This window comes from Nocardia sp. NPDC004151 (genome assembly GCF_042874235.1).
Taxonomy (GTDB): Bacteria; Actinomycetota; Actinomycetes; order Mycobacteriales; family Mycobacteriaceae; genus Nocardia.
Window position 1 is genome coordinate 221,311 of the sequence record NZ_JBIAMR010000003.1, and the last position, 20,681, is coordinate 241,991.

General features: G+C 68.3%; 19 protein-coding genes. 16 read left to right on the forward strand and 3 right to left on the reverse strand.

Features of this window, described 5'->3' with window-relative positions:
* Positions 1–151 precede the first annotated feature (151 nt).
* The 3 genes from ACFYTS_RS08600 (at position 152) to ACFYTS_RS08610 (ending at position 4,478) form a co-directional block, all read left to right on the forward strand.
* The gene (locus tag ACFYTS_RS08600; protein WP_387302321.1) at positions 152–2,020 is read left to right on the forward strand and encodes a protein kinase; all 1,869 of its coding nucleotides are present in this window, start codon (positions 152–154) and stop codon (positions 2,018–2,020) included.
* A 211-nt stretch (positions 2,021–2,231) separates the two neighbouring features.
* The gene (locus ACFYTS_RS08605; RefSeq protein ID WP_357281738.1) at positions 2,232–3,206 is read left to right on the forward strand and encodes an NADPH:quinone oxidoreductase family protein; all 975 of its coding nucleotides are present in this window, start codon (positions 2,232–2,234) and stop codon (positions 3,204–3,206) included.
* 159 nt (positions 3,207–3,365) lie between these two features.
* On the forward strand, positions 3,366–4,478 hold the full coding sequence (locus ACFYTS_RS08610) for a winged helix DNA-binding domain-containing protein (RefSeq protein ID WP_387302323.1): 1,113 nt from the start codon (positions 3,366–3,368) through the stop codon (positions 4,476–4,478).
* On the opposite strand, the gene ACFYTS_RS08615 is transcribed toward ACFYTS_RS08610, so the two are convergent.
* Positions 4,479–4,997: an Lrp/AsnC ligand binding domain-containing protein gene (locus ACFYTS_RS08615; protein WP_357282032.1), complete on the reverse strand. Its 519-nt coding sequence runs from the start codon at positions 4,995–4,997 to the stop codon at positions 4,479–4,481.
* Between the two features lie 163 nt (positions 4,998–5,160).
* On the opposite strand from ACFYTS_RS08615, the gene hppD reads away from it, so the two are divergent.
* The 7 genes from hppD (at position 5,161) to tuf (ending at position 12,348) form a co-directional block, all read left to right on the forward strand.
* On the forward strand, positions 5,161–6,366 hold the full coding sequence (hppD, locus tag ACFYTS_RS08620; RefSeq protein WP_357281735.1) for a 4-hydroxyphenylpyruvate dioxygenase: 1,206 nt from the start codon (positions 5,161–5,163) through the stop codon (positions 6,364–6,366).
* A gap of 158 nt (positions 6,367–6,524) precedes the next feature.
* On the forward strand, positions 6,525–7,055 hold the full coding sequence (locus tag ACFYTS_RS08625; RefSeq protein ID WP_387302325.1) for a DUF3558 domain-containing protein: 531 nt from the start codon (positions 6,525–6,527) through the stop codon (positions 7,053–7,055).
* Between the two features lie 11 nt (positions 7,056–7,066).
* Entirely contained in the window at positions 7,067–7,630 is a 564-nt protein-coding gene (locus ACFYTS_RS08630) for a DUF3558 domain-containing protein (RefSeq protein WP_357281732.1), read from the forward strand.
* Between the two features lie 278 nt (positions 7,631–7,908).
* Positions 7,909–8,283, forward strand: a complete 375-nt coding sequence (gene rpsL / locus ACFYTS_RS08635) for a 30S ribosomal protein S12 (RefSeq protein WP_014353064.1) — start codon at positions 7,909–7,911, stop codon at positions 8,281–8,283.
* Complete coding sequence (gene rpsG / locus ACFYTS_RS08640; protein ID WP_040813378.1) at positions 8,283–8,753, forward strand: 30S ribosomal protein S7; 471 nt, start codon at positions 8,283–8,285, stop codon at positions 8,751–8,753. The genes rpsL and rpsG overlap by 1 nt, the downstream gene beginning before the upstream one ends.
* A 182-nt stretch (positions 8,754–8,935) precedes the next feature.
* Positions 8,936–11,041 (forward strand): elongation factor G, encoded by a 2,106-nt coding sequence (gene fusA / locus ACFYTS_RS08645; protein WP_357281731.1) that lies wholly within the window; start codon positions 8,936–8,938, stop codon positions 11,039–11,041.
* Between the two features lie 116 nt (positions 11,042–11,157).
* Complete coding sequence (gene tuf / locus ACFYTS_RS08650; RefSeq protein WP_328602995.1) at positions 11,158–12,348, forward strand: elongation factor Tu; 1,191 nt, start codon at positions 11,158–11,160, stop codon at positions 12,346–12,348.
* 153 nt (positions 12,349–12,501) lie between these two features.
* Here the strand turns inward: tuf and ACFYTS_RS08655 are convergent, their stop codons facing one another.
* Both ACFYTS_RS08655 and ACFYTS_RS08660 read right to left on the reverse strand, forming a co-directional pair.
* A complete protein-coding gene (locus ACFYTS_RS08655) occupies positions 12,502–13,284 on the reverse strand; it encodes a glutamate racemase (protein ID WP_387302328.1) in 783 nt (260 codons plus the stop codon).
* Positions 13,285–13,378: 94 nt separating this feature from the next.
* Positions 13,379–14,572: an NAD(P)/FAD-dependent oxidoreductase gene (locus ACFYTS_RS08660; protein WP_387302330.1), complete on the reverse strand. Its 1,194-nt coding sequence runs from the start codon at positions 14,570–14,572 to the stop codon at positions 13,379–13,381.
* Positions 14,573–14,729: 157 nt separating this feature from the next.
* On the opposite strand from ACFYTS_RS08660, the gene ACFYTS_RS08665 reads away from it, so the two are divergent.
* The 6 genes from ACFYTS_RS08665 to ACFYTS_RS08690 all read left to right on the forward strand — a co-directional run bounded on the left by ACFYTS_RS08665 (position 14,730) and on the right by ACFYTS_RS08690 (position 20,641).
* Complete coding sequence (locus ACFYTS_RS08665; protein WP_357281727.1) at positions 14,730–15,083, forward strand: SPW repeat protein; 354 nt, start codon at positions 14,730–14,732, stop codon at positions 15,081–15,083.
* A gap of 162 nt (positions 15,084–15,245) precedes the next feature.
* Positions 15,246–15,860, forward strand: a complete 615-nt coding sequence (locus ACFYTS_RS08670) for a TetR/AcrR family transcriptional regulator (protein WP_357281725.1) — start codon at positions 15,246–15,248, stop codon at positions 15,858–15,860.
* Positions 15,861–16,038: 178 nt separating this feature from the next.
* Positions 16,039–17,184: a lipase family protein gene (locus tag ACFYTS_RS08675; protein WP_387302860.1), complete on the forward strand. Its 1,146-nt coding sequence runs from the start codon at positions 16,039–16,041 to the stop codon at positions 17,182–17,184.
* A 137-nt stretch (positions 17,185–17,321) separates the two neighbouring features.
* On the forward strand, positions 17,322–18,872 hold the full coding sequence (locus ACFYTS_RS08680) for a hypothetical protein (protein WP_387302333.1): 1,551 nt from the start codon (positions 17,322–17,324) through the stop codon (positions 18,870–18,872).
* Positions 18,873–18,974: 102 nt separating this feature from the next.
* Positions 18,975–19,733 carry a DNA alkylation repair protein gene (locus tag ACFYTS_RS08685; protein ID WP_387302335.1) on the forward strand — a complete coding sequence of 253 codons (759 nt, stop codon included), beginning with the start codon at positions 18,975–18,977 and terminating at the stop codon, positions 19,731–19,733.
* 323 nt (positions 19,734–20,056) lie between these two features.
* The gene (locus tag ACFYTS_RS08690) at positions 20,057–20,641 is read left to right on the forward strand and encodes a transglycosylase SLT domain-containing protein (protein ID WP_357281720.1); all 585 of its coding nucleotides are present in this window, start codon (positions 20,057–20,059) and stop codon (positions 20,639–20,641) included.
* The last annotated feature ends 40 nt before the right edge of the window (positions 20,642–20,681 follow it).

A 20,681-nucleotide genomic window follows, 5' to 3' on the forward strand; every position in this document is an offset into this window, starting at 1 on the left:
TACGGGGCTCGCGGTACCCGTTCGCGCCGAGTCGAAGGAATGCCGGTGCGCTGTCCGAAGGAATGACACCGGGCCGTGCGCCCCGTAGCCTTTCCAGGTGTATCTCCGGTGGGTTCCCGGAGTGCATCCGGCAGTAGGGAGGACGACGCGGGTGGCCGCAGGGGAGAGGGCTGGTTCGCGGTTCGGGCAGTACGAACTGCGGCGGCTGCTCGGGGTCGGCGGCATGGGCGAGGTCTACGAGGCCTACGACACCGTGCGCGACCGGGTGGTCGCCGTGAAACTGCTCGATGTGAACCTGGCCCGGCAGCCCACCTACGTCGAACGCTTCCGCCGCGAATCCCGCACCGCCGCCAAACTCCAGGAACCCCACGTCATTCCGGTGCACGACTGGGGTGAGGTGGACGGGGTCCTGTTCATCGACATGCGGCTGGTCCGCGGCCGCGACCTCAAGGCCTACCTGTTCGAGGAGGGCCCGCTGCCGCCCGAGCGCGCGGTCGCCGTGGTGGAGCAGATCGCCGCCGCCCTCGACTCCGCGCACGAGAGCGGCCTGGTGCACCGCGACGTCAAGCCCGCCAACATCCTGCTCACCGGCGACCTGTTCGCCTACCTGGTGGATTTCGGCATCGCGCACACCGAATCCGACGTGCAGCTCACCCAGACCGGCAACGCCATCGGCTCCTTCGCCTACATGGCGCCGGAACGGTTCGAGCACAATGCCTCGGTCTCGCCGAGCGCCGACATCTACGCGCTGGCCTGCGTGCTCTACGAATGCCTGACCGGCGGGCCGCCCTTCCGGGTGACCGGCAATCTGGCCAATATCCGCGCCCACATGCTGACCCCGCCGCCGCGCCCCAGCGTCCGCACCGGCGTCCCGGTCGGCCTGGACCAGGTGGTCGCCATCGGCATGGCCAAGGAGCCCGGCCGTCGCTACGCCACCGCGGGTCAGCTCGCGCGGGCCGCCCGCGCCGCGCTGATGCGCGCCGCGCACGGCGAACCGACCCGCACGACGGTGCCGCCCGCTCCGCCGACCATCGGCAATCCGGCGGTCTCGCCCGGGCATTCGGAACCGCACTATCTCGATAATCCCTCGGGCCCGGCCGATCCCGCGCGCCAGATGACTCCGCCGGTCGGCGGCCCGGCACGGAGCGTCGACCCGTCCGGTCCGGTGCGGCATCCGTCCGGACCGCAGCCGCACCCGTCCGTGCCCGTGGACAATGCGCGTGCCGCACAGGCGTTCCCGGCGGGGCCGGTGGATCATTCCCGTGGGATGCCTGTGGACAACTCTCGGGTGGGCCCTTCGGCCGGTCCGGTGGATTACTCGCGCGCAGACCAGGTCCCGGGGCAGCCGACCCCGGTCGCGCCGGGCAATATCGACCCGACGGTGCGACGGCAGACCGTCGCCGGGCAGGCCGGGTACCTCCCAGGGTTCGTCGACCAGTCCGCGCCGCGCGAACATCCTTCCGCGCCATTGCCGTTGCCGCCCAAGGACCGCGGTTCGCTGCCGCTGGTGGTGGGCGCGCTGCTCGGAGTGGTCCTGGTGCTGGGTTCGGTGCTGGCCTGGGTGCTTTTGTCCGGCAACGACTCCGGTGACGGCAAGGACAGCGCCACCGTCACCACGACTCACGCGGGAAACAGTGCGGGTACCTACACGTCGCCGACGATGGCCCCGACCACCACGCTGGTCCCGCTCAGCGCGAACGTATCCGACTCGGACGCCCAGGGTTTCGACTCGAATCCGCGCTGCGATTCGACCGATCCCGCGATGGTCATCGGTCGCACGCAGTATTCGCGGCTGGTGGTGTGCCGCAACGCCGGCGGCCGCTACTACTACAGCGGCCTGCGCATCAGCGGCGGCGCGACCATCCGGATCAACGATCCGGTGCCGGACGGCAACGGCGGCTTCACCGTCACCAACCCCACGGATGGCACGCAGTACCGCATCACCACGTACGGCCTGGTCATCACCCAGAACGGTAAGGTTGCGGCCGACGAACCAATGGTCGAGTACGCCCACCGCTGAGCGAACCGGATTGTGGAGTGCGCGGTAGCCAACGGCTTCCAGCTACCGGATGTATGGTCGATGCGCGACGTGACGACTGATTGCGTGGCGCTTGGGGTAAATCCCCGGGTACGTCCAGAACTAGGTTCGCACCCGACGCAAGCACGGAGGCAGGACAGCCGACGGCTCTCAGCCGCCCGCTGAAGGTACGGAGAGGCGGTGGAGTTCGCAGATGCGCGCAGCCGTGGTGAGCAAGCTGGAAGGTCCGGAAGCGATCGAGGTTCTCGATATTCCGGAGCCGGTCGCCTACCCGGGCGGTGTCGTCATCGACGTGCACGCCGCCGGGATCGCCTTCCCCGACGTGCTCATGACCCGGGGCCTGTACCAGATGAAGCCGCCGCTGCCCTATGTCGTGGGCTGCGAGGTCGGCGGCATCGTGCGTGAGGCTCCCGAGGGCTCGCATGTCCAGGCCGGTGACCGGGTGATCGCGCTGACGCTGCTCGGCAATGCCGCCGCCGAGGTAGCCATCGCTCCGAACGACATGGTCTTCAAGCTGCCCGACAACGTCTCCCTGGAGTCCGGTGCGGGCGTGCTGTTCAACGACCTGACCGTGCACTTCTGCCTGCGCAACCGTGGCCGCCTGGCTCCGGGCGAGACCGTGCTGGTGCACGGCGCGGCCGGCGGCATCGGCACCTCCACGCTGCGCATGGCGCAGGCGCTGGGCGCGGGCCGGGTGATCGCCGTGGTCAGCACCGAGGAGAAGGCCGAGGTGGCGCGCGCCAACGGGGCCACCGACGTGGTGCTCACCGACGGCTGGCTGGCCGCGGTCAAGGAACTGACCGGCGGCCGCGGCGTCGACATCGTGCTGGACCCGGTGGGCGGCGACCGCTTCACCGACAGCATCCGCTCGCTGGCCTCGGGCGGCCGCGTCCTGGTGGTCGGCTTCACCGCCGGCGACATCCCCACCGTGAAGGTGAATCGCCTGCTGCTCAAGAACGTCGAGGTGATCGGCGCGGCCTGGGGCGAATGGGTCATGACCCACCCGGGCTACCTGCGTGAGCAGTGGGCCGAGGTGGAGCCGTTGCTGGCGAACGGCAGGATCACCCCGCCGGAGCCGCTGCTCTACAGCCTCGCCCACACCGCTGAGGCGGTCTCCGCGCTCGACAAGCGCACGGCCACCGGCAAAGTCGTCGTCACCCTGCGCTGACCCGCGTCGCCACCCTGCCTGTGCGCAGGGCGGCGTCCGTGCGCTGACCACGCGCGCTCGAGGCCGCCCTCGTGTACTCGACGGGCGCGTCGGCCGGTGCCGGCGTCACCCAGCGCTGACGCGGGCGCGGCGGGTGTAGTTCGCGTAGCGTCACGAATCGTGAAGCTGTCCACCCGAGTTCTGAACCGGACCCTGCTCGAACGCCAGTATTTGCTGGAGCGGTCCACGCTCGGCGTGCACGAGCTGTGCGACCGTCTCGTCGGCCTGCAGGCGCAGGACATGCTGCCGCCCTTCGTCGCCTTGTGGAGCCGCACAGCCGATGTCGACCCGGCGGCGGTATCGAAGGCGCTCGACGACCGCTCCCTGGTGCGAATCACTCTGATGCGCGGCACCATTCACCTGGTCACCCCGCCGGACGCGCTGTGCATCGCCCCGCACATCCAGCCGGAGCTGGAGAAGATCCCGTTCCGCAAGGGCTTCAACTACGGCGCCCTGGTCGGCCTGGACCCGGAAGAGGTTCGCGCCCAGGGCGAATCGGTGCTGGGCGACGACCCGACTCCCGCCGCCACCCTGCGCGAGCACGCCGCCGCCCGCTATCCCGACCGCGATCCGGGCGCGATCGTCCAGGCCTGGCTCTACCAACTGCCCGTCCTCCAGACCCCGCCCCGCGGCCGCTGGGGCGACAGCAGCCGTCCGGTCTGGTCCCGCGTCCAGCCGTGGCTCGGCGCACCCCTCGACCCCGGCTACCCCCTGGAAGAACTGCTCCTCCGCTACCTGCGCGCCTTCGGCCCGGCCACCACCATGGACATGCAGACCTGGTCCAAGCTGACCGGCATGAAAGCCGCCGTCGCGAAACTGGGCGACCGCGTCCGCACCTACACCGACGACCGCTGCCGCACCCTCTACGACGCCGCCGACGCCACCCTGGCCGACCCGGACACCCCCGCCCCCGTCCGCCTGCTCGGCTGGTACGACAACGCCCTGTTGTCCCACCAGGACCGCACCCGCATCGTCCCCGACGGCAACGCCCCGCCTCTGCGCGCCTTCGCCAACCAGGTCTCCCCGATCCTCGTCGACGGCTTCCTCTCCGGCGTCTACAAGGTCTTCACCAAGGGCGACACCGCGGCTCTGCGCATCAGCCCGCGCGCGGTGTGGTCCGACGCGGACCGCGCCGCGGTGGAGGCGGAAGCCCGTGCCCTGCTGGCCTTCTCGGAGCCGGATCGCACCCCGGCCGTCGAGATCCTCGATCCCGGAGCCGACCTGCGCCCCTGATCAGTGCGCGGCGCGGTAGGCCGGGGCCTTGCTCGATCCCGTCGGCGTGAGCGTCCGCAGCAGCGGCAGCGTGCGGTGGGGGACCACCGTGGACAACACCACCACGCTGTGCGACCGCACCACCGAACTGGTCCGGTCGATGCTCAGCAGCACTGCCTGCAATCCGGCGTGCGAGTCCGCGCCGATCCGGCACAGCACGTCCCCGGAACCGGTGGTCGCGTAGGCCTCGAGCACGCCGGGAATGGCCGCGAGGTCGATGGCGACCGCGTCCAGCGCGCCCTGCGCGATCTCCAGGGTGACGAAGGCCTGCACGTCGAAACCGGCCGCGGTGACGTCGATCTGCGGGTCGTAGGAGGAGATCACCCCCGCCTCCTCCATGCGCGCGATGCGGGACTGCACGGTGGCGCGGGCGACCCGGGTGCGGCGGGAGAGTTCCAGGATGCCCGCCTTCTGGTGCTCGTGCATGGCGGTGAGGATGGCCAGGTCGAGTTCATCCAGCCGGGCGGGCGTGCGGGACATCGCGGAGCCTCCACTCATGGGGTCGAGCGGAACCTCCGCTCGTGAGTTCGCTGCTATTCAAATTGTCCAGCACCGGGCGGCGGATGGTGGTGCGATTCACCACAGTGTTCAGTGAATTTCGGCGATATTGCCTAGTGGCGGCCGGTGGGCTTTTCCTGATCACATGAGCATCGACGCAGGACACCAGCGCCCGCGGTCCGGCGACCTGCCCGGCGACGACGACCTGCGCCGCCTGGTCGGCCTGATCGACCACGATGCCGCCGCGGACCCCTTCCCCGTGCTGGGCTGGGACGCGCTGGTGTGGGTGGTCGGCAATGCCACCCAGACCGCGCACTATCTGCAGTCCGCGTTCGGCATGCGGCTGGAGGCCTACTCCGGGCCCGAGACCGGCAATCGCGACCACAAGGCGTTCGTGCTGCGCAGCGGCGGCGCCCGCTTCGTGGTGCAGGGCGTGGTGGACCCGGCCAGTCCGCTTGTCGCGCACCATGATCGGCACGGGGACGGGGTGGTGGACATCGCGCTCGAGGTGCCGGACGTGGACCGCTGCATCCGGCGCGCCCGCGCCCAGGGCGCGACCGTCCTGGTCGAACCGCACGACGAGGGCGACGAATACGGGATCGTCCGCTCCGCCGCCATCGCCACCTACGGCGACACCCGGCACAGCCTCATCGACCGCTCCCGCTACTACGGCCCCTACCTGCCGGGCTATCAGCCCCGCCGCTCCGCCTACGTCCCGCGCCCCGGGCAGCCGGCGCGCATCTTCCAGGCCATCGACCACGTGGTCGGCAATGTGGAACTCGGGCACATGGACCAGTGGGTCGAGTTCTACCGGCGCGTCATGGGATTCGAGAACATGGCCGAATTCGTCGGCGATGACATCGCCACCGACTACTCGGCGCTGATGAGCAAGGTCGTGGCGAACGGCAATCACCGGGTCAAGTTCCCGCTCAACGAACCCGCCCCGAGCCGCAAGCGTTCCCAGATCGACGAGTACCTCGAGTTCTACCGCGGCCCCGGCGTCCAGCACATCGCCCTGGCCACCGGCGACATCCTCACCGCGGTCGACGTGTTGCGCCGCGAGGGCATCGAATTCCTCGACACCCCCGACAGCTACTACGAGGATCCGGAACTGCGCGCCCGCATCGGCCACGTCCGGGTCCCGGTCGCCGAACTCCAGCGCCGCGGCATCCTGGTCGACCGCGACGAGGACGGCTATCTGCTCCAGATCTTCTGCAAGCCCGTCACCGACCGCCCGACCGTGTTCTTCGAGCTCATCGAACGCCACGGCTCCCTCGGTTTCGGGAAGGGGAACTTCAAGGCGCTCTTCCAGGCGATAGAGCGTGAGCAAGAGCTGCGTGGAAACCTCTAGCCACCAATTCCGGTACCGTCCAGACCATGAACTCAGATGGTTCGCGGCCGTCTCGATTCTGGACCGACGGAGCGGGGGAGCGAAGCGGAGGAGCGGAGGAGGGAAGAATCGAGACCTCGGGGCCGCGAACCCGCCCCGGAGCGAAGCGGAGGGGCAAATTGAGCACCTCGTCAGCGATCGTCGCGGGGTCGGTCCTCGCTCTGGTGCTGTCGGCGTGCGGGGGGACGAAGGATTCGGAGGACGCTCCGGGATTGCGCCCGCCGCCGAAGGTGGCGACGCTCGGGCCGTTCGTGGGGGAGTGCGGTCACCTCACCGATGACGAGGTCCGGGACCTGGGCGGGCTGGGGACCCTCACCACCGTCTTCAAGAACTCCACCGGCTGCAATTGGCAGGCGGGTGGAATCAGTTCCTCCAGCGTGACTTTCGCCTCCTACCGCGGCAGCCCCATCGACCGTGAGAAGGCGTGGGTGGCCAGCGTCGGCCGCACCCCCGCCACCATCGAGGTCGGCGGGCGCAAGGGCTTCCAGGCGCTGGACCCCAGCAACGCGGTCTGCGATCTCGCGGTGCAGCTCGACGACGACTTCTTCGAATGGTCCATCTCCTACGGCGCTTTCAGCAGCGGCAATCTCGGCAACCCCTGCGATCGCACCCGCAAGATGGCCGAACTGACCGTGCAGCGGCTCGGATGAGGGGGACCGCCATGCCGCGTCGCAGCAAGCTGGCCGTCGCCGCGTCCGTGCTCGCCCTGACCGCGGCCCTGGCGGGCTGCGGCAAGACGGTGCCGGGCACCGCGCTGCCCGCGGGCGGCACCACCGGTACCGGCGGCGCGCCCCGCATCAACACCAACTTCGACAAGCTGCTGCGCGAATGCCAGGTGGTCGCGGTCGACGACATCGGCAAGGCGGTCGGCGACAATATGTATGTGGAGCCGTCGTTCAACGGCGCGGTCTGCATGTGGAATCTGACCGGCGGCGCCGCGGGCAGCGGCATGGTCACGCTCAGCTGGTACGAGCTCGGTTCGCTGGCCAACGAGAAGGCCAACAACGACCGCCTGAAGTATGTGACCAACGACATAACCGTGCAGGGCCGGCGCTCGCTGGAGACGCACCGCCCGAACGATCCGGACTCGTGCGGTGTGAGCGCCCCGGCCGCGGATACCGGCATCGTCGGCTGGTGGGTCAACTACCGCAACGGATCTCGGCACGCGGACCCCTGTGAAGCGGCTCGCAAGCTGGTGGAGTTGACGTTGAACCTGGCTCGATAAGGGCTCTACCAGCCCCGGCGGGGGGACCCTCTTTTGCCCCCCATCGAGCCCGCGGGTATCGTGGACCGCTGTGCCCGGAAGCATTCGGGCAAGTTGATGCGCAGTACGTAGGCCAGCGAGAGCGGCTGACCTTTTCAGCGTGCCTTGAAAAGGGCTCCGAGCTGCGTACGACACGCCCGACCCCGTGGCGGCGAAATGCCGTGGGAACTGGGCGGAAAGCTCGAATGACAAAGACATGAAGTTCCAGACACCTGGTTACTAATAAGGAAAGCCGGTCTATGCCAACCATCAACCAGCTGGTCCGCAAGGGTCGCCGCGACAAGGTCGCCAAGACCAAGACTGCGGCCCTCAAGGGGAGCCCGCAGCGTCGTGGCGTGTGCACCCGCGTGTACACCACGACCCCGAAGAAGCCGAACTCCGCGCTCCGTAAGGTCGCGCGTGTTCGCCTGACCAGCGCGGTCGAGGTCACGGCCTACATCCCCGGTGAGGGCCACAACCTCCAGGAGCACTCGATGGTGCTCGTGCGCGGCGGTCGTGTGAAGGACCTCCCGGGTGTGCGCTACAAGATCATCCGCGGCTCGCTCGACACCCAGGGTGTCAAGAACCGCAAGCAGGCCCGCAGCCGCTACGGCGCCAAGAAGGAGAAGAGCTAATGCCGCGTAAGGGTCCCGCTCCCAAGCGTCCCCTGATCAACGACCCGGTCTACGGCTCGCCCCTGGTGACGCAGCTGGTCAACAAGATCCTGCTGGACGGCAAGAAGTCCACCGCCGAGCGCATCGTCTACGGCGCCCTCGAGCAGGCTCGCGAGAAGACCGGCACCGATCCGGTCGTGACCCTCAAGCGCGCGCTGGACAACGTCAAGCCCGCCCTCGAGGTCAAGCCCCGTCGTGTCGGTGGCGCCACCTACCAGGTGCCGGTCGAGGTCCGTCCGGGCCGCGCCAACACCCTGGCGCTGCGCTGGCTGGTCAACTACTCCCGCGCCCGTCGCGAGAAGACCATGGTCGAGCGTCTGGCCAACGAGCTGCTGGACGCCAGCAACGGCCTGGGCGCTTCGGTGAAGCGTCGTGAGGACACCCACAAGATGGCCGAGTCGAACCGGGCCTTCGCGCACTACCGCTGGTGACCTGTGGCCCGGCCCTCCGTTCGGAAGTGCCGGGAGACGAGTCACATGTCGGGCGCGACAGCCGAGCTGTTCGCAAGCGAGGCACTTACGCGTCGCGCCCGACGTTGACACCGAGGGCTCAGGGAAAAACTCCCTGGCTCATCCCGTTGAATCCCAACTAGCTACGAGCGGGGAAGATTTCCGTGGCACAGGAAGTGCTCACCGACCTGAACAAGGTCCGCAACATCGGCATCATGGCCCACATCGATGCGGGCAAGACCACCACCACCGAACGCATCCTGTTCTACACCGGTATCACCTACAAGATCGGTGAAGTTCACGATGGAGCCGCCACCATGGACTGGATGGCGCAGGAGCAGGAACGCGGCATCACGATCACGTCCGCCGCGACGACCTGTTACTGGAACGACAACCAGATCAACATCATCGACACCCCCGGCCACGTCGACTTCACCGTCGAGGTGGAGCGTTCGCTGCGCGTGCTCGATGGCGCCGTCGCGGTGTTCGACGGCAAGGAAGGCGTCGAGCCGCAGTCCGAGCAGGTGTGGCGTCAGGCCGACAAGTACGACGTGCCGCGTATCTGCTTCGTCAACAAGATGGACAAGCTGGGCGCTGACTTCTACTTCACCGTTCAGACCATCAAGGACCGCCTGGGCGCGAAGCCGCTGGTCATCCAGCTGCCGATCGGCGCCGAGGACACCTTCGAGGGCATCGTCGACCTGGTCGAGATGAACGCCAAGGTCTGGAAGGGCGAGACCAAGCTCGGCGAGCAGTACGAGGTCGTCGAGATCCCGGCCGATCTCGCGGAGAAGGCCGAGCAGTACCGTCAGGAGCTGCTCGAGACCGTCGCCGAGTCCGATGAGGCCCTGCTGGAGAAGTTCTTCGGCGGCGAGGAGCTCTCGGTCGAGGAGATCAAGGGCGCCATCCGCAAGATGACCGTCAACTCCGAGCTCTACCCGGTGCTGTGCGGTTCCGCGTTCAAGAACAAGGGCGTTCAGCCCATGCTCGACGCGGTCGTCGACTACCTGCCGTCGCCCCTGAACGTCGAGTCCGTGACGGGTCACGTGCCCGGCAAGGAGGACGAGGTGCTGACCCGGAAGCCGTCCTCGGACGAGCCTTTCGCGGCGCTGGCGTTCAAGATCGCGACCCACCCGTTCTTCGGCAAGCTGACCTACGTCCGTGTGTACTCCGGCAAGGTCGACTCCGGCGCCCAGGTCATCAACGCGACCAAGGGCAAGAAGGAGCGTCTGGGCAAGCTGTTCCAGATGCACTCCAACAAGGAGAACCCGGTTCCCGAGGCCGTGGCCGGCCACATCTACGCGGTCATCGGTCTGAAGGACACCACCACGGGTGACACCCTGTGCGATCCGCAGAACCAGATCGTGCTGGAGTCCATGACCTTCCCGGACCCGGTCATCGAGGTGGCCATCGAGCCGAAGACGAAGGCCGACCAGGAGAAGCTGGGCACCGCGATCCAGAAGTTCGCGGAGGAGGACCCCACCTTCAACGTGAAGCTGGACCAGGAGACCGGCCAGACCGTCATCGGCGGTATGGGTGAGCTCCAGCTCGACATCTACGTCGACCGCATGAAGCGCGAGTTCAAGGTCGAGGCCAACATCGGTAAGCCGCAGGTGGCCTACCGTGAGACCCTGACCAAGACGGTGGACAAGTACGAGTACACCCACAAGAAGCAGACCGGTGGTTCGGGTCAGTTCGCCCGTGTCATCATCGCGCTCGCTCCGCTGGTCGACGCCGAGGACGGCGCCACTTACGAGTTCGAGAACAAGGTCACCGGTGGCCGCGTTCCTCGTGAGTACATCCCCTCGGTCGACGCCGGTATCCAGGACGCCATGCAGTACGGCGTGCTCGCCGGCTTCCCGCTGGTGAACGTGAAGGCTTCGCTGCTCGACGGCGCCTACCACGAGGTCGACTCCTCGGAAATGGCGTTCAAGATCGCCGGCGCGATGGCCCTCAAGGAAGCGGCCCGCAAGGCCGGTCCGGTGATCCTCGAGCCGCTGATGGCGGTCGAGGTCACCACGCCCGAGGACTACATGGGCGAAGTGATCGGCGACCTGAACTCCCGCCGTGGCCAGATCCAGGCCATGGAGGAACGCAGTGGTGCCCGTGTCGTCAAGGCGCTGGTTCCGCTCTCGGAGATGTTCGGCTACATCGGTGACCTGCGGTCGAAGACCCAGGGCCGGGCGAACTTCTCGATGGTGTTCAATTCGTACGCGGAGGTTCCGGCCAACGTGTCGAAGGAGATCATCGCCAAGGCGACCGGCGAGTAATTCGCTGTCGGGGTGGATTCTCGAGAGTCCGCCCCGCGTGGTCGTCGAACGACCCCCTGTAATACAAACCGCACTGCTGCAAAAAAGCACGCACTAACTAGTCCAGGAGGACCACAGTGGCGAAGGCGAAGTTCGAGCGGACGAAGCCCCACGTCAACATCGGCACCATCGGTCACGTCGACCACGGCAAGACCACGCTGACTGCCGCGATCACCAAGGTGCTGGCTGACACCTACCCGGACGTGAACGCCGCGTTCGCGTTCGACCAGATCGACAAGGCGCCGGAAGAGAAGGCTCGTGGTATCACGATCAACATCTCCCACGTCGAGTACCAGACCGAGAAGCGCCACTACGCGCACGTCGACGCCCCCGGTCACGCGGACTACATCAAGAACATGATCACCGGTGCCGCCCAGATGGACGGCGCGATCCTGGTCGTGGCCGCCACCGACGGCCCGATGCCGCAGACCCGTGAGCACGTGCTGCTCGCCCGCCAGGTCGGCGTGCCCTACATCCTGGTCGCGCTGAACAAGTCCGACATGGTCGACGACGAGGAAATCCTCGAGCTCGTCGAGATGGAGGTCCGCGAGCTGCTGGCTTCGCAGGAGTTCGACGAGGATGCCCCCGTCGTGCGCGTCTCCGGCCTGAAGGCGCTCGAGGGCGACCCGAAGTGGACCGCGTCCGTGCTGGAGCTCATGAACGCCGTCGACGAGTCGATCCCGGACCCGGTCCGTGAGACCGACAAGCCGTTCCTGATGCCGATCGAGGACGTCTTCACGATCACCGGTCGTGGCACCGTCGTCACCGGTCGTATCGAGCGCGGTGTGATCAACGTGAACGAGGAAGTCGAGATCGTCGGCATCCGCGAGAAGTCGCAGAAGACCACCATCACCGGTGTCGAGATGTTCCGCAAGCTGCTGGACCAGGGCCAGGCGGGCGACAACGTCGGTCTGCTGGTTCGTGGTCTGAAGCGTGACGACGTCGAGCGTGGTCAGGTCGTCGTGAAGCCGGGCACCACCACCCCGCACACCGAGTTCGAGGGCCAGGCGTACATCCTGTCGAAGGACGAGGGCGGCCGCCACACCCCGTTCTTCAACAACTACCGCCCGCAGTTCTACTTCCGTACCACGGACGTGACCGGCGTCGTGACCCTCCCCGAGGGCACCGAGATGGTCATGCCCGGCGACAACACCGAGATGAGCGTCAAGCTGATCCAGCCGGTCGCCATGGACGAGGGCCTGCGTTTCGCGATCCGTGAGGGTGGCCGCACCGTCGGTGCCGGTCGCGTCACCAAGATCATCAAGTGATTCGCTGAATCATCTGGTGATTCCTTGAATCGCTGACAGACGGCGTCGCTCCGAAAGGGGCGGCGCCGTCTGCCTTTTCGGCGTCGCGCGAGTCGCCGCATGCGAAAGGGCCGCTTCCCTCCGGGAGCGGCCCTTTCGTGTGTCCGGGGGTGATCAGGAAGCGGTGAGCCGGTCCTCGCAGGTCGCGCCGAGCAGGCGGCCGGATTCGAAAGCCGCTGCGGCGGAAGGCAATTGGGCCGGTCGCCCGGAGGCCAGGATGCGGACGGCGCCCACGCCCGCGGCGGGCCGTCCGAGCGCGTCCATGCGGCGCAGGGTCTGCCCGGCCACGGCCTCGGCGCTGTCGAAGACGCGCACCCCGGTGGGTAGCGCGGCGAGGATGTCGTCCAGGACGAGCGGGTAGTGGGTGCAGCCGAGCACGATGCCCTCGGTGTCGGCGGGGGTGCGGGCGGCGGCGTCGGCGATGGCCTCGGCGATGACCGGGAGGTCGCCGCGGTCGATGGCGTCGGCGAGCCCGTGGCAGGCGACCCCGGTGACCTCGGCGTCCCCGCCGAACTGCGCGATCAGTCCCGCCTGGTAGGCGCTGCCGGTGGTGGCGGCGGTCGCCCAGACGGCGACCTTCGCGCAGGCGGCCGCGGCGGGTTTGATGGCGGGCACGGTGCCGATCACCGGCACTTCGGGCCCGACCATGGCGCGGACGTGTTCGAGCGCGGTGACGCTGGCCGTATTGCAGGGCAGCACAATGACTTCCGCGCCCTCGTTCAGGGCGAGGCGCGCGGTGTCCAGCACCCGGTCGATGACCCACTGCTCGGGCTTGGGGCCCCAGGGCGCGCCGTCGGGGTCGTTGAGCAGCAGCAGGTCGAGATCGGGCCGCAGCTTCCGCAACCAGGCGGCCGTGGGCAGCAGCCCCAGTCCGGAGTCGATGAGCGCGACGATCACACCATGCACGGTAGTGAAGGCACCGGCCTGATCGCGAACCGCGGGTCGGAATGTCGTGGTTGTCCGGGGGTGGCCGAGTGGTTCCGGCGCCGGTTCAGCCCGCGGTAGCCACCGGTTGCAGGTTCGCGGCGAGTTCGCCGCGGGCCTTCATGACCTTGCCCGCCATGCTCGCGCCGACCACGGCGACCAGCGTGCCCGCGCGGCGGTAGTGGGCCAGGAACTTGCGGCCCTTGTCCTCCACGATCTCGATCTCGTCGGCCAGCGCCGGGATGCCGAGCACCTGGATCTTCATGTCGTACTGGTCGCTCCACACGTACGGCACCTGGATCTCGGCCGGGGCCTCGCCCAGCAGCGCGGCGGCCAGCACCTGCGCCTGCTCACCGGCATTGGTCCAGTGCTCGACGCGCTTGTTGCGGCCGATGGCGTGCGGCCAGGCGGCCACGTCGCCGAGCGCCCAGACGCCGGGGATCGAGGTGCGCCCGGTCTCGTCGGCGAGCACGCCGCCGCCGTCGGCGGGCGCGGCCAGCGGAATGCCGGAGCCGTCGAGCCACTCGGTGACAGGCGCCGAGCCGATGCCGATGACCACCAGGTCGGCGTCGACGACGCTGCCGTCGGCGAGCCGGACCCCGCTCACCGAGTCGCCGTCGGTGACAAGCGTTTCCACGCCGACGCCACAGCGCAGCTCGACGCCCTCGGCCTCGTGCAGCCGGGCCACCAGCGCGCCGACCTGCTCGCCGAGCGCGGCGTAGAGGGGAGTGGGCTGCGGTTCGACGATGGTGACGTCGAGCTCGCGCGCCCGGAAGCCGGCCGCGAGTTCACAGCCGATGAAGCCGGCGCCCACGATGACGGCCTTGCGGGCCGAGCCCAGGTGTTCGCGCATCGCCGCGGCGTCGTCGTGCGAGCGCAGCACGTGCACGCCGGAGACCTCGGGCAGTCCGGGGATGCGGCGCGGCCGCAGCCCGGTGGCGATGACCAGGGCGTCGTAGGCGGCTTCGGTGCCGTCCGAGAGCCGGACCCGGCGCGCGTCGGTGTCGACGCCGGTGGCGGTGACGCCCAGACGCAGCCGGATGTCCTGTTCGGCGTAGAACTCGGCGGGCCGCAGCGCGGTGTCGTCGGTCTCGCCGCGAATGTACTGCTTGGACAGCGGCGGCCGGTCGTACGGGGCGCGGTTCTCGTCGCTCAGCAGGGTCAGTTCACCGGTGTAACCGGCACGTCGGAGCTCCTCTGCGGTGCGCAATCCCGCGAGTCCACCACCAACAATTAGAACCTGTTCTACCGAGTGCGACATGTGCCCACCTTAGCGGTTCCCGAAGGCCCCCACCGACGTGTCGGCCGTCACACCCGAGATGCGGCCCAATCGTATCCGGGCATTTATTGATCGGGCGGTCAATCAGGATTACAACGGGATCAGAACATATTTCCTGGCCTTTCAAAGGAGGCATTCCATGTTCACCGTGAGTCGCGCGGAGCACGCCTTGACGTTCGTGCTCGGCGTAGTAGCCGCGCTGTCCCCGATCTGGGTGGCGCACAGCGACCGCGCACTGTGGACCCTCGTCGTGCTCGGTGTGCTGATCGCACTCGCGGGCCTGGCGCAGTTGCGCGAGATGGGTACCGCGATGACGGGCCGAGCGCTCGGCGTCCTCGGTGTCCTGATGTTCATCTCCCCGTGGGTGATGAACTTCCACTCCTACAGCAACGCCTCCTGGGTCGCATGGATCGTGGGCGCGTTGACCGTCGTGGTCGCGTTGGCCGAGATGCCGGAGGTTGCGGGCCGATTCGGCACCGCGGCGCACCACTGACCGGGTCGCGGCGCGTCGGCCTCGTTCTCCTGTGAAGGGCGGGAGACCCCACGAGGCCGGCGCGCCCCTCCCGTGTTCCAACCGCGAGATATGCTTGTTCCCTACGTCCGCCCGAACGGTGGCGGCCGCCTCCGCTTCGAAGCGTGAGGAGGAAGTCGAGCAGTGCCTGCACCACGGAAGCGTCGCAGCAAGAAGGTCGACGGGGACGCTCGCCAGCTCATCCTCGATGCCGCGGAGAAGCTGTTCGCGGCCAATGGTTTCGACGCCACGGCCACCGCGGCCATCGCCGAGGCCGCCGCAGTGCCCAAGGGCCTCGTCTTCTACTATTTCCCGACCAAGGACGCGATTCTGTCGGCCCTGATGGCCGAGCGCGTCCCGCCGGAGCCGATCGACGACATCTATTCGGTGGTGGTGCCGGGTGATCCGGCCAAGAGTCTGGTCAATATGGATGCCGCGCTGAATCTGCGCGATCATCATTCCTCGGTGCTGCGCGTCATCATGTGGCGCGAGGCCGATACCCATCCGGATGTGCGCAAGCAGTTGCGCCGCATGCGGGATCAGCTGCTGGACGCGACCGCGCGGGTGCTGGCGGCGAGTGCGCCGGGCCCGGTGCAGCCGGGGACCCTGCGGGCCTGCGCGGCGGCGTGGGTGTCGGCGATGCTGGCCATCGCGAGCACGGATCGGTTGCACGCGCTGGACGGGCTGCCGTTGCCGACGGCCGACGAGATCCTGAATGTGGCGAATGTGGTGGCCGCGGGCATGACCCAGATGGGTTGAGTTCGCCGCGACATCATGTTTGCTGGCGTGTCGCTATTTCTTCTCCAACCTTCGCATACCACACTCCTTGTGGGGCAGACATGCCATTCTCACTGCGAAGTTCGTGGAGGAACTGGTGAAAGCCAAGCTGTTGCTGCGTATTTTCGGATTGTTCTCGGCAGGTCTGGCTCTCGCGGCGATGGCGCCCGCGGCACACGCGGATCCGATCTATCCCGCGCCGGACCCGGATCCGTTCTACGCGCAACCGGCCGATATCGCCGACCACGCGCCGGGCGACGTGCTGGCGACGCGGCCCATGCCGCCGCTGCTGGTGTTCCCCGAGACCACCGTCACCATGGTGAAATTCCGGTCCACCAGTTCCGAGGGTGGCCCGATCGCCGCGGTCACCACGGTGCTCACGCCGCGCGAGCATCAGCCGGGCGGGCCGCTGTTGTCCTATCAGCACATCATCAACGGCCTCGGCGCGCAGTGCGCGGTGTCGCGGGTGCTGTACACCACCGATCCGAATCTGTATGTGAAGGAAGCCGTCGCCCTGAACGTGGCGCTGCGGCGCGGCTGGTCGGTGGCGCTGCCGGACCACCTGGGCCCGAATTTCGCCTACGGCGCGGCCAAATTGGGCGGGCAGATCACCCTGGACGGGATTCGCGCGGCCAAGCGGACGCCGGAACTGGGCTTGGGCGAGAGCCGGGTCGCGATGGCCGGATACTCCGGCGGCGGCATGGCGACCGCGTGGGCGGCGGCGCTGGCCCCGCGCTACTCGCCGGAACTGGATATCGCGGGTGCGGCCACCGGCGGCGTGCCGATGAACCTGGAGAAGATGGTGCGCCAGCTGGGCTTCCAGTCGCATCCGGCGTTCGGGCTGGCCATGGCGGCCGCCATCGGCCTGGAGCGGGAGTATCCGGACCGGCTGCCGATCAGCACCCAGATGAACGCCGCGGGCCTGTCCGCCCGCAATGCCATGGCCAATGGCTGCACCAACGAGATCATGGCCATCGGCGCGGGCCACAACGCGCGCGAGTTCGCGGCCAGCACCTCGATGATCGACGATCCGACGGTATTGTCGGTGCTGCAGGAGAACAGCCTGGAGCTGTACGACGGTGTGCCGAATACGCCGATCTTCGAATGGCATTCGCCGACCGATCCGCTGATCCCGGTGGACGCCATCGTGAACACCGACCGCCGGTACTGCGCGGCGGGGGTGGCGGTCGACGTCAATCTGAACTCGTCGCCGGAGCACCTGTCCGCGGCGGTGCTGGGCCTGCCCGCGGCGCTGGACTGGGTGGACGCCCGGTTGCGCGGCGAACCGGCTCCGACCACCTGCTGAGCCGGAGCGCCGCCGGGTGGCGCGTGCGTCAATGCCCCAATACCGTTGGTCGTGAGCCGGTTTCGTGGTGACCGGGCACACGGCCGGACCGTAGCCCGACTCGCACCCGCTGCCACCGCCCGGTAAGAATGGCGGCCATGGATGCCGATTTCACCACCGGCCCGGGGGATTCGCGTTCCGCGCGTCAGCCGGGTTACCGCCTCACCCACCCGGACGCGCCGGGTACCTCGCCGAACCCGGTGCTGACCGGCATCGATACCGGCGGGCACGCCGGGTTGTCCCACAACGGACACGACGGTCTGAGCCGCAACGGTCACGACAGTCTGTCCCGCAACGGGCACGACGGGCTGAGTCGGAACGGCCACGACCAGCAGGTGCAGTGGTCGTCGGCGCCCGTAACCCTGCGCGGCACACCGGAATCGGAGGCCCTGTCGCGCCGGATCGCGCCCGATCTACCACAGCGCTCCGCCGACCAGCCGCAGCGCAATTTCGACCTGACCCAGCGGGCGCCGGAGTTGCCGCAGCGCGCTCCGGAACTGCCGCAGCGCACCCCCGAACTGCCGCAGCGCACCTCGGACCCGGAGGCCGTGGCCGCCCGGCTGGCCGCGGACGAGCCGTTCTCGGCCCGCATCACCACTGACAGTGAGCCGTTCGCGGTCCCGGTCAACGGTGAGCCGTTCGGAACGCGTCCCGCCACCAACGGTTCGCCGTTCGCCCGCTCGATCGATGACAGCGGTCCGCTGACTCGTCCCGCCGACAGCGGGCAGTTCACCCGTTCCGCCCCGGAGAGTGAGCCTTTCGCGGCGCCGTCCGCCATGGACAGCGACACGCTGGGTCTGCGTCCCGCCCCCGAGGTTCAGTCCTTCGCGCTGCCGGCCGAACCGCGAGACAGCGCCTTCGGCGCGAGCCCCGCCGTCGAATTCGAGGCTCCGGTGTCGCGCCGCTACGCGCCGGACCCTGAGCCTGTCCGATACGAGATCCCGGAGCGGCTGGAAACCCCTGAGCGCCTGGAAATCCCGGAGCGACTGGAGGCTCCGGCCCGCCTCGAGAGCCTGGAGGCCCCGGCCGGCCTGGCGAGCATGGAGGCGGTCGCCGCGTCCCTGCGGGAGAGCGTGCACGAGGCGCCCCGCGAGTCCACCCGCCCGGCGGGCACCCCCTCGCGTCGTCGCGCCGCACCGGAACCCGTTGTCGAGCACCAGGTTTCGAGCGTGCCCGAGCCCATCGCCGCGCTGTCCGAGCCTGTCGCCGCGCTGTCCGAGCCTGTCGCCGCGCTGTCCGAGCCTGTGGCCGCGTTGCCCGAGCCTGTGGCCGCGTTGCCCGAGCCGATGCACGCACTGGCGGAGCCGACGCCCATCGCGACCGAGTCGACGGTGATCGCGACGGAGTCGACGGTCATCGCGCCCGTGTCGGCGGCCGCCACACCGGAGTCGAAGGCCGCCGCCGAGTTCCGCACCAGCGACGCCGCCATCGATCTGCACCACATCATGCGCCTGCTGGTCGCCAGCCACGATCTGGACGTGGCCGCCACCGCCGTCGAATCCGGCGAGGCGGATATCGCGCAGCTGGCCGACGCCGCGCACCGGACCCGTTCGGCGGCCGTGGAATTGGTCGCCGCCTGGTACGGAGGGGCGGACCACATGCGAAATTTTGGCGAGGTCCTCTTACGAGCCGCGGCGGAAACACGGTAAAGCTCGAGGACGTCCCCGGCGGGTTACCCGGACCGTTATGGGACCAGGCGTCACTTTAGGATTCGTTCGAGAGGGCCTCGGATCACTGACTCGGGAGGCGCGATGAGTGGTACCGATGCGGCGTCGAATGGATTGACCGCCGACGCGGTGCGAGCGGATTTGGCGGCGCTCGCCGATCCGGCCGCCGCGGTGCATCTGCAGCGCTTTTTCAAGACCGGGCCGGGCGAGTACGGCGAAGGGGATGTATTCATCGGCGTCCGGGTTCCGCAGACCCGGAAGGCGGTGAAACGGTTTGCCGGAATGCCGCTTTCGGAGATCGACGCTCTGCTGGACAGTCCGGTGCACGAGCATCGGCTGGCGGCGCTGGTGATTCTGAATGGCGAGATGGCGAAGGCGTCGCGCAAGCGCGGGGGTGATGCGGCGCGGCAGCGCGAGATTGTCGAGTTGTATCTGGCGGCGGTGCGCCGGGGCCGGGTGAACAACTGGGATCTGGTGGACGCCTCGGCGGAGTTCATTCTGGGTCCGTGGTTGCTGGAGCGCCCGCGCGATCTGCTCGAGAAATTCGCGGCAGGGGATTCGCTGTGGGAGCGGCGGGTGGCGTTGCTGACCACGTTCGCGTTCATCAAACAGGGCGATACCGCCACGACGCTGGAATTGTGTGAGCGCCTGCTGGACGACCGCCGTGACCTGATCCAGAAGGCGGTGGGCTGGATGCTGCGCGAGATCGGCAAGCGGGTGGATCCGGAGACTCTCACCGGGTTTCTGGACGCGCACGCGGCGGCGATGGGCCGCACGGCGTTGAGTTACGCGACCGAGCACCTCACCCCGGAGCAGCGGGCGCACTACCGCGCCCAGCGGTGACCGCCGCGGCGTAGCCCACGCTGCCGGGTTGCTGTGACGCATTGCTCGATGGATTCGCACCGATTGTTCACCTTGAGTTAAGTTTACATTCATTTATCGAGACCACTCTGTGATCAGTCGATGACGACCGATACCAGCTCGAAACGAGTTGGAGCCCCACACGCGGAGACCGCCGCACTTCGGCGAGAGCGTGAACGAACGGTGATAGCTGGGAAATCTCCCGAATCCCGTTCCGCCACCTTGCACATCACAATCCATGCAGTGCGTCGGCAGGCCCCCAAGGGGGACCCGCCGTGGTCAGCGCTGCGCCAGTGAGAATCGCCATGCATAAACTCTTCGCTCAGCCCGTCAAAACCGTCACCGGCCTGGCCGCCATCGCGCTCGCCGCGTCGGCCGTGATCACCGCCGGCGCCGCCTCCGCGGACGTCGTCAACGGTGTGCCGCCCGAGTTCCAGGCCACCGCCCAGCAGGTGCAGCAGCAGGCCGTCGGCCTGAACGCGTCGCTCCCGGCGGCGCAGCAGGACCAGGTCCGCGCGGCCGTGCAGGGCCTGCCCGCGCCCTTGAACCAGGTACTGCCCCCCGCCTTCACCAACGACCTCGACGGCTGGATCCGCAATGCCCTGTACGTGCTGAACCAGCACGGCATCCCGGGCAGCTACGACGGCATCTTCCGCAATATCCAGCGGGAGTCCGGCGGTAACCCGCAGGCCATCAACCTCTACGACTCGAACGCCGCCGCGGGCATCCCCTCCAAGGGTCTGCTCCAGGTGATCGATCCGACCTTCCAGGCGTACCACGTCGACGGCACCTCGTGGGACATCTACGATCCGGTCGCCAACATCACGGCCGCCTGCAATTACGCGGCGCACCGCTACGGCTCGATCGACAACGTCTTCTCGGCGTACTGAGCCCTGCGAACACAGCCCTTCGGGCGCAATGGAAATCGGC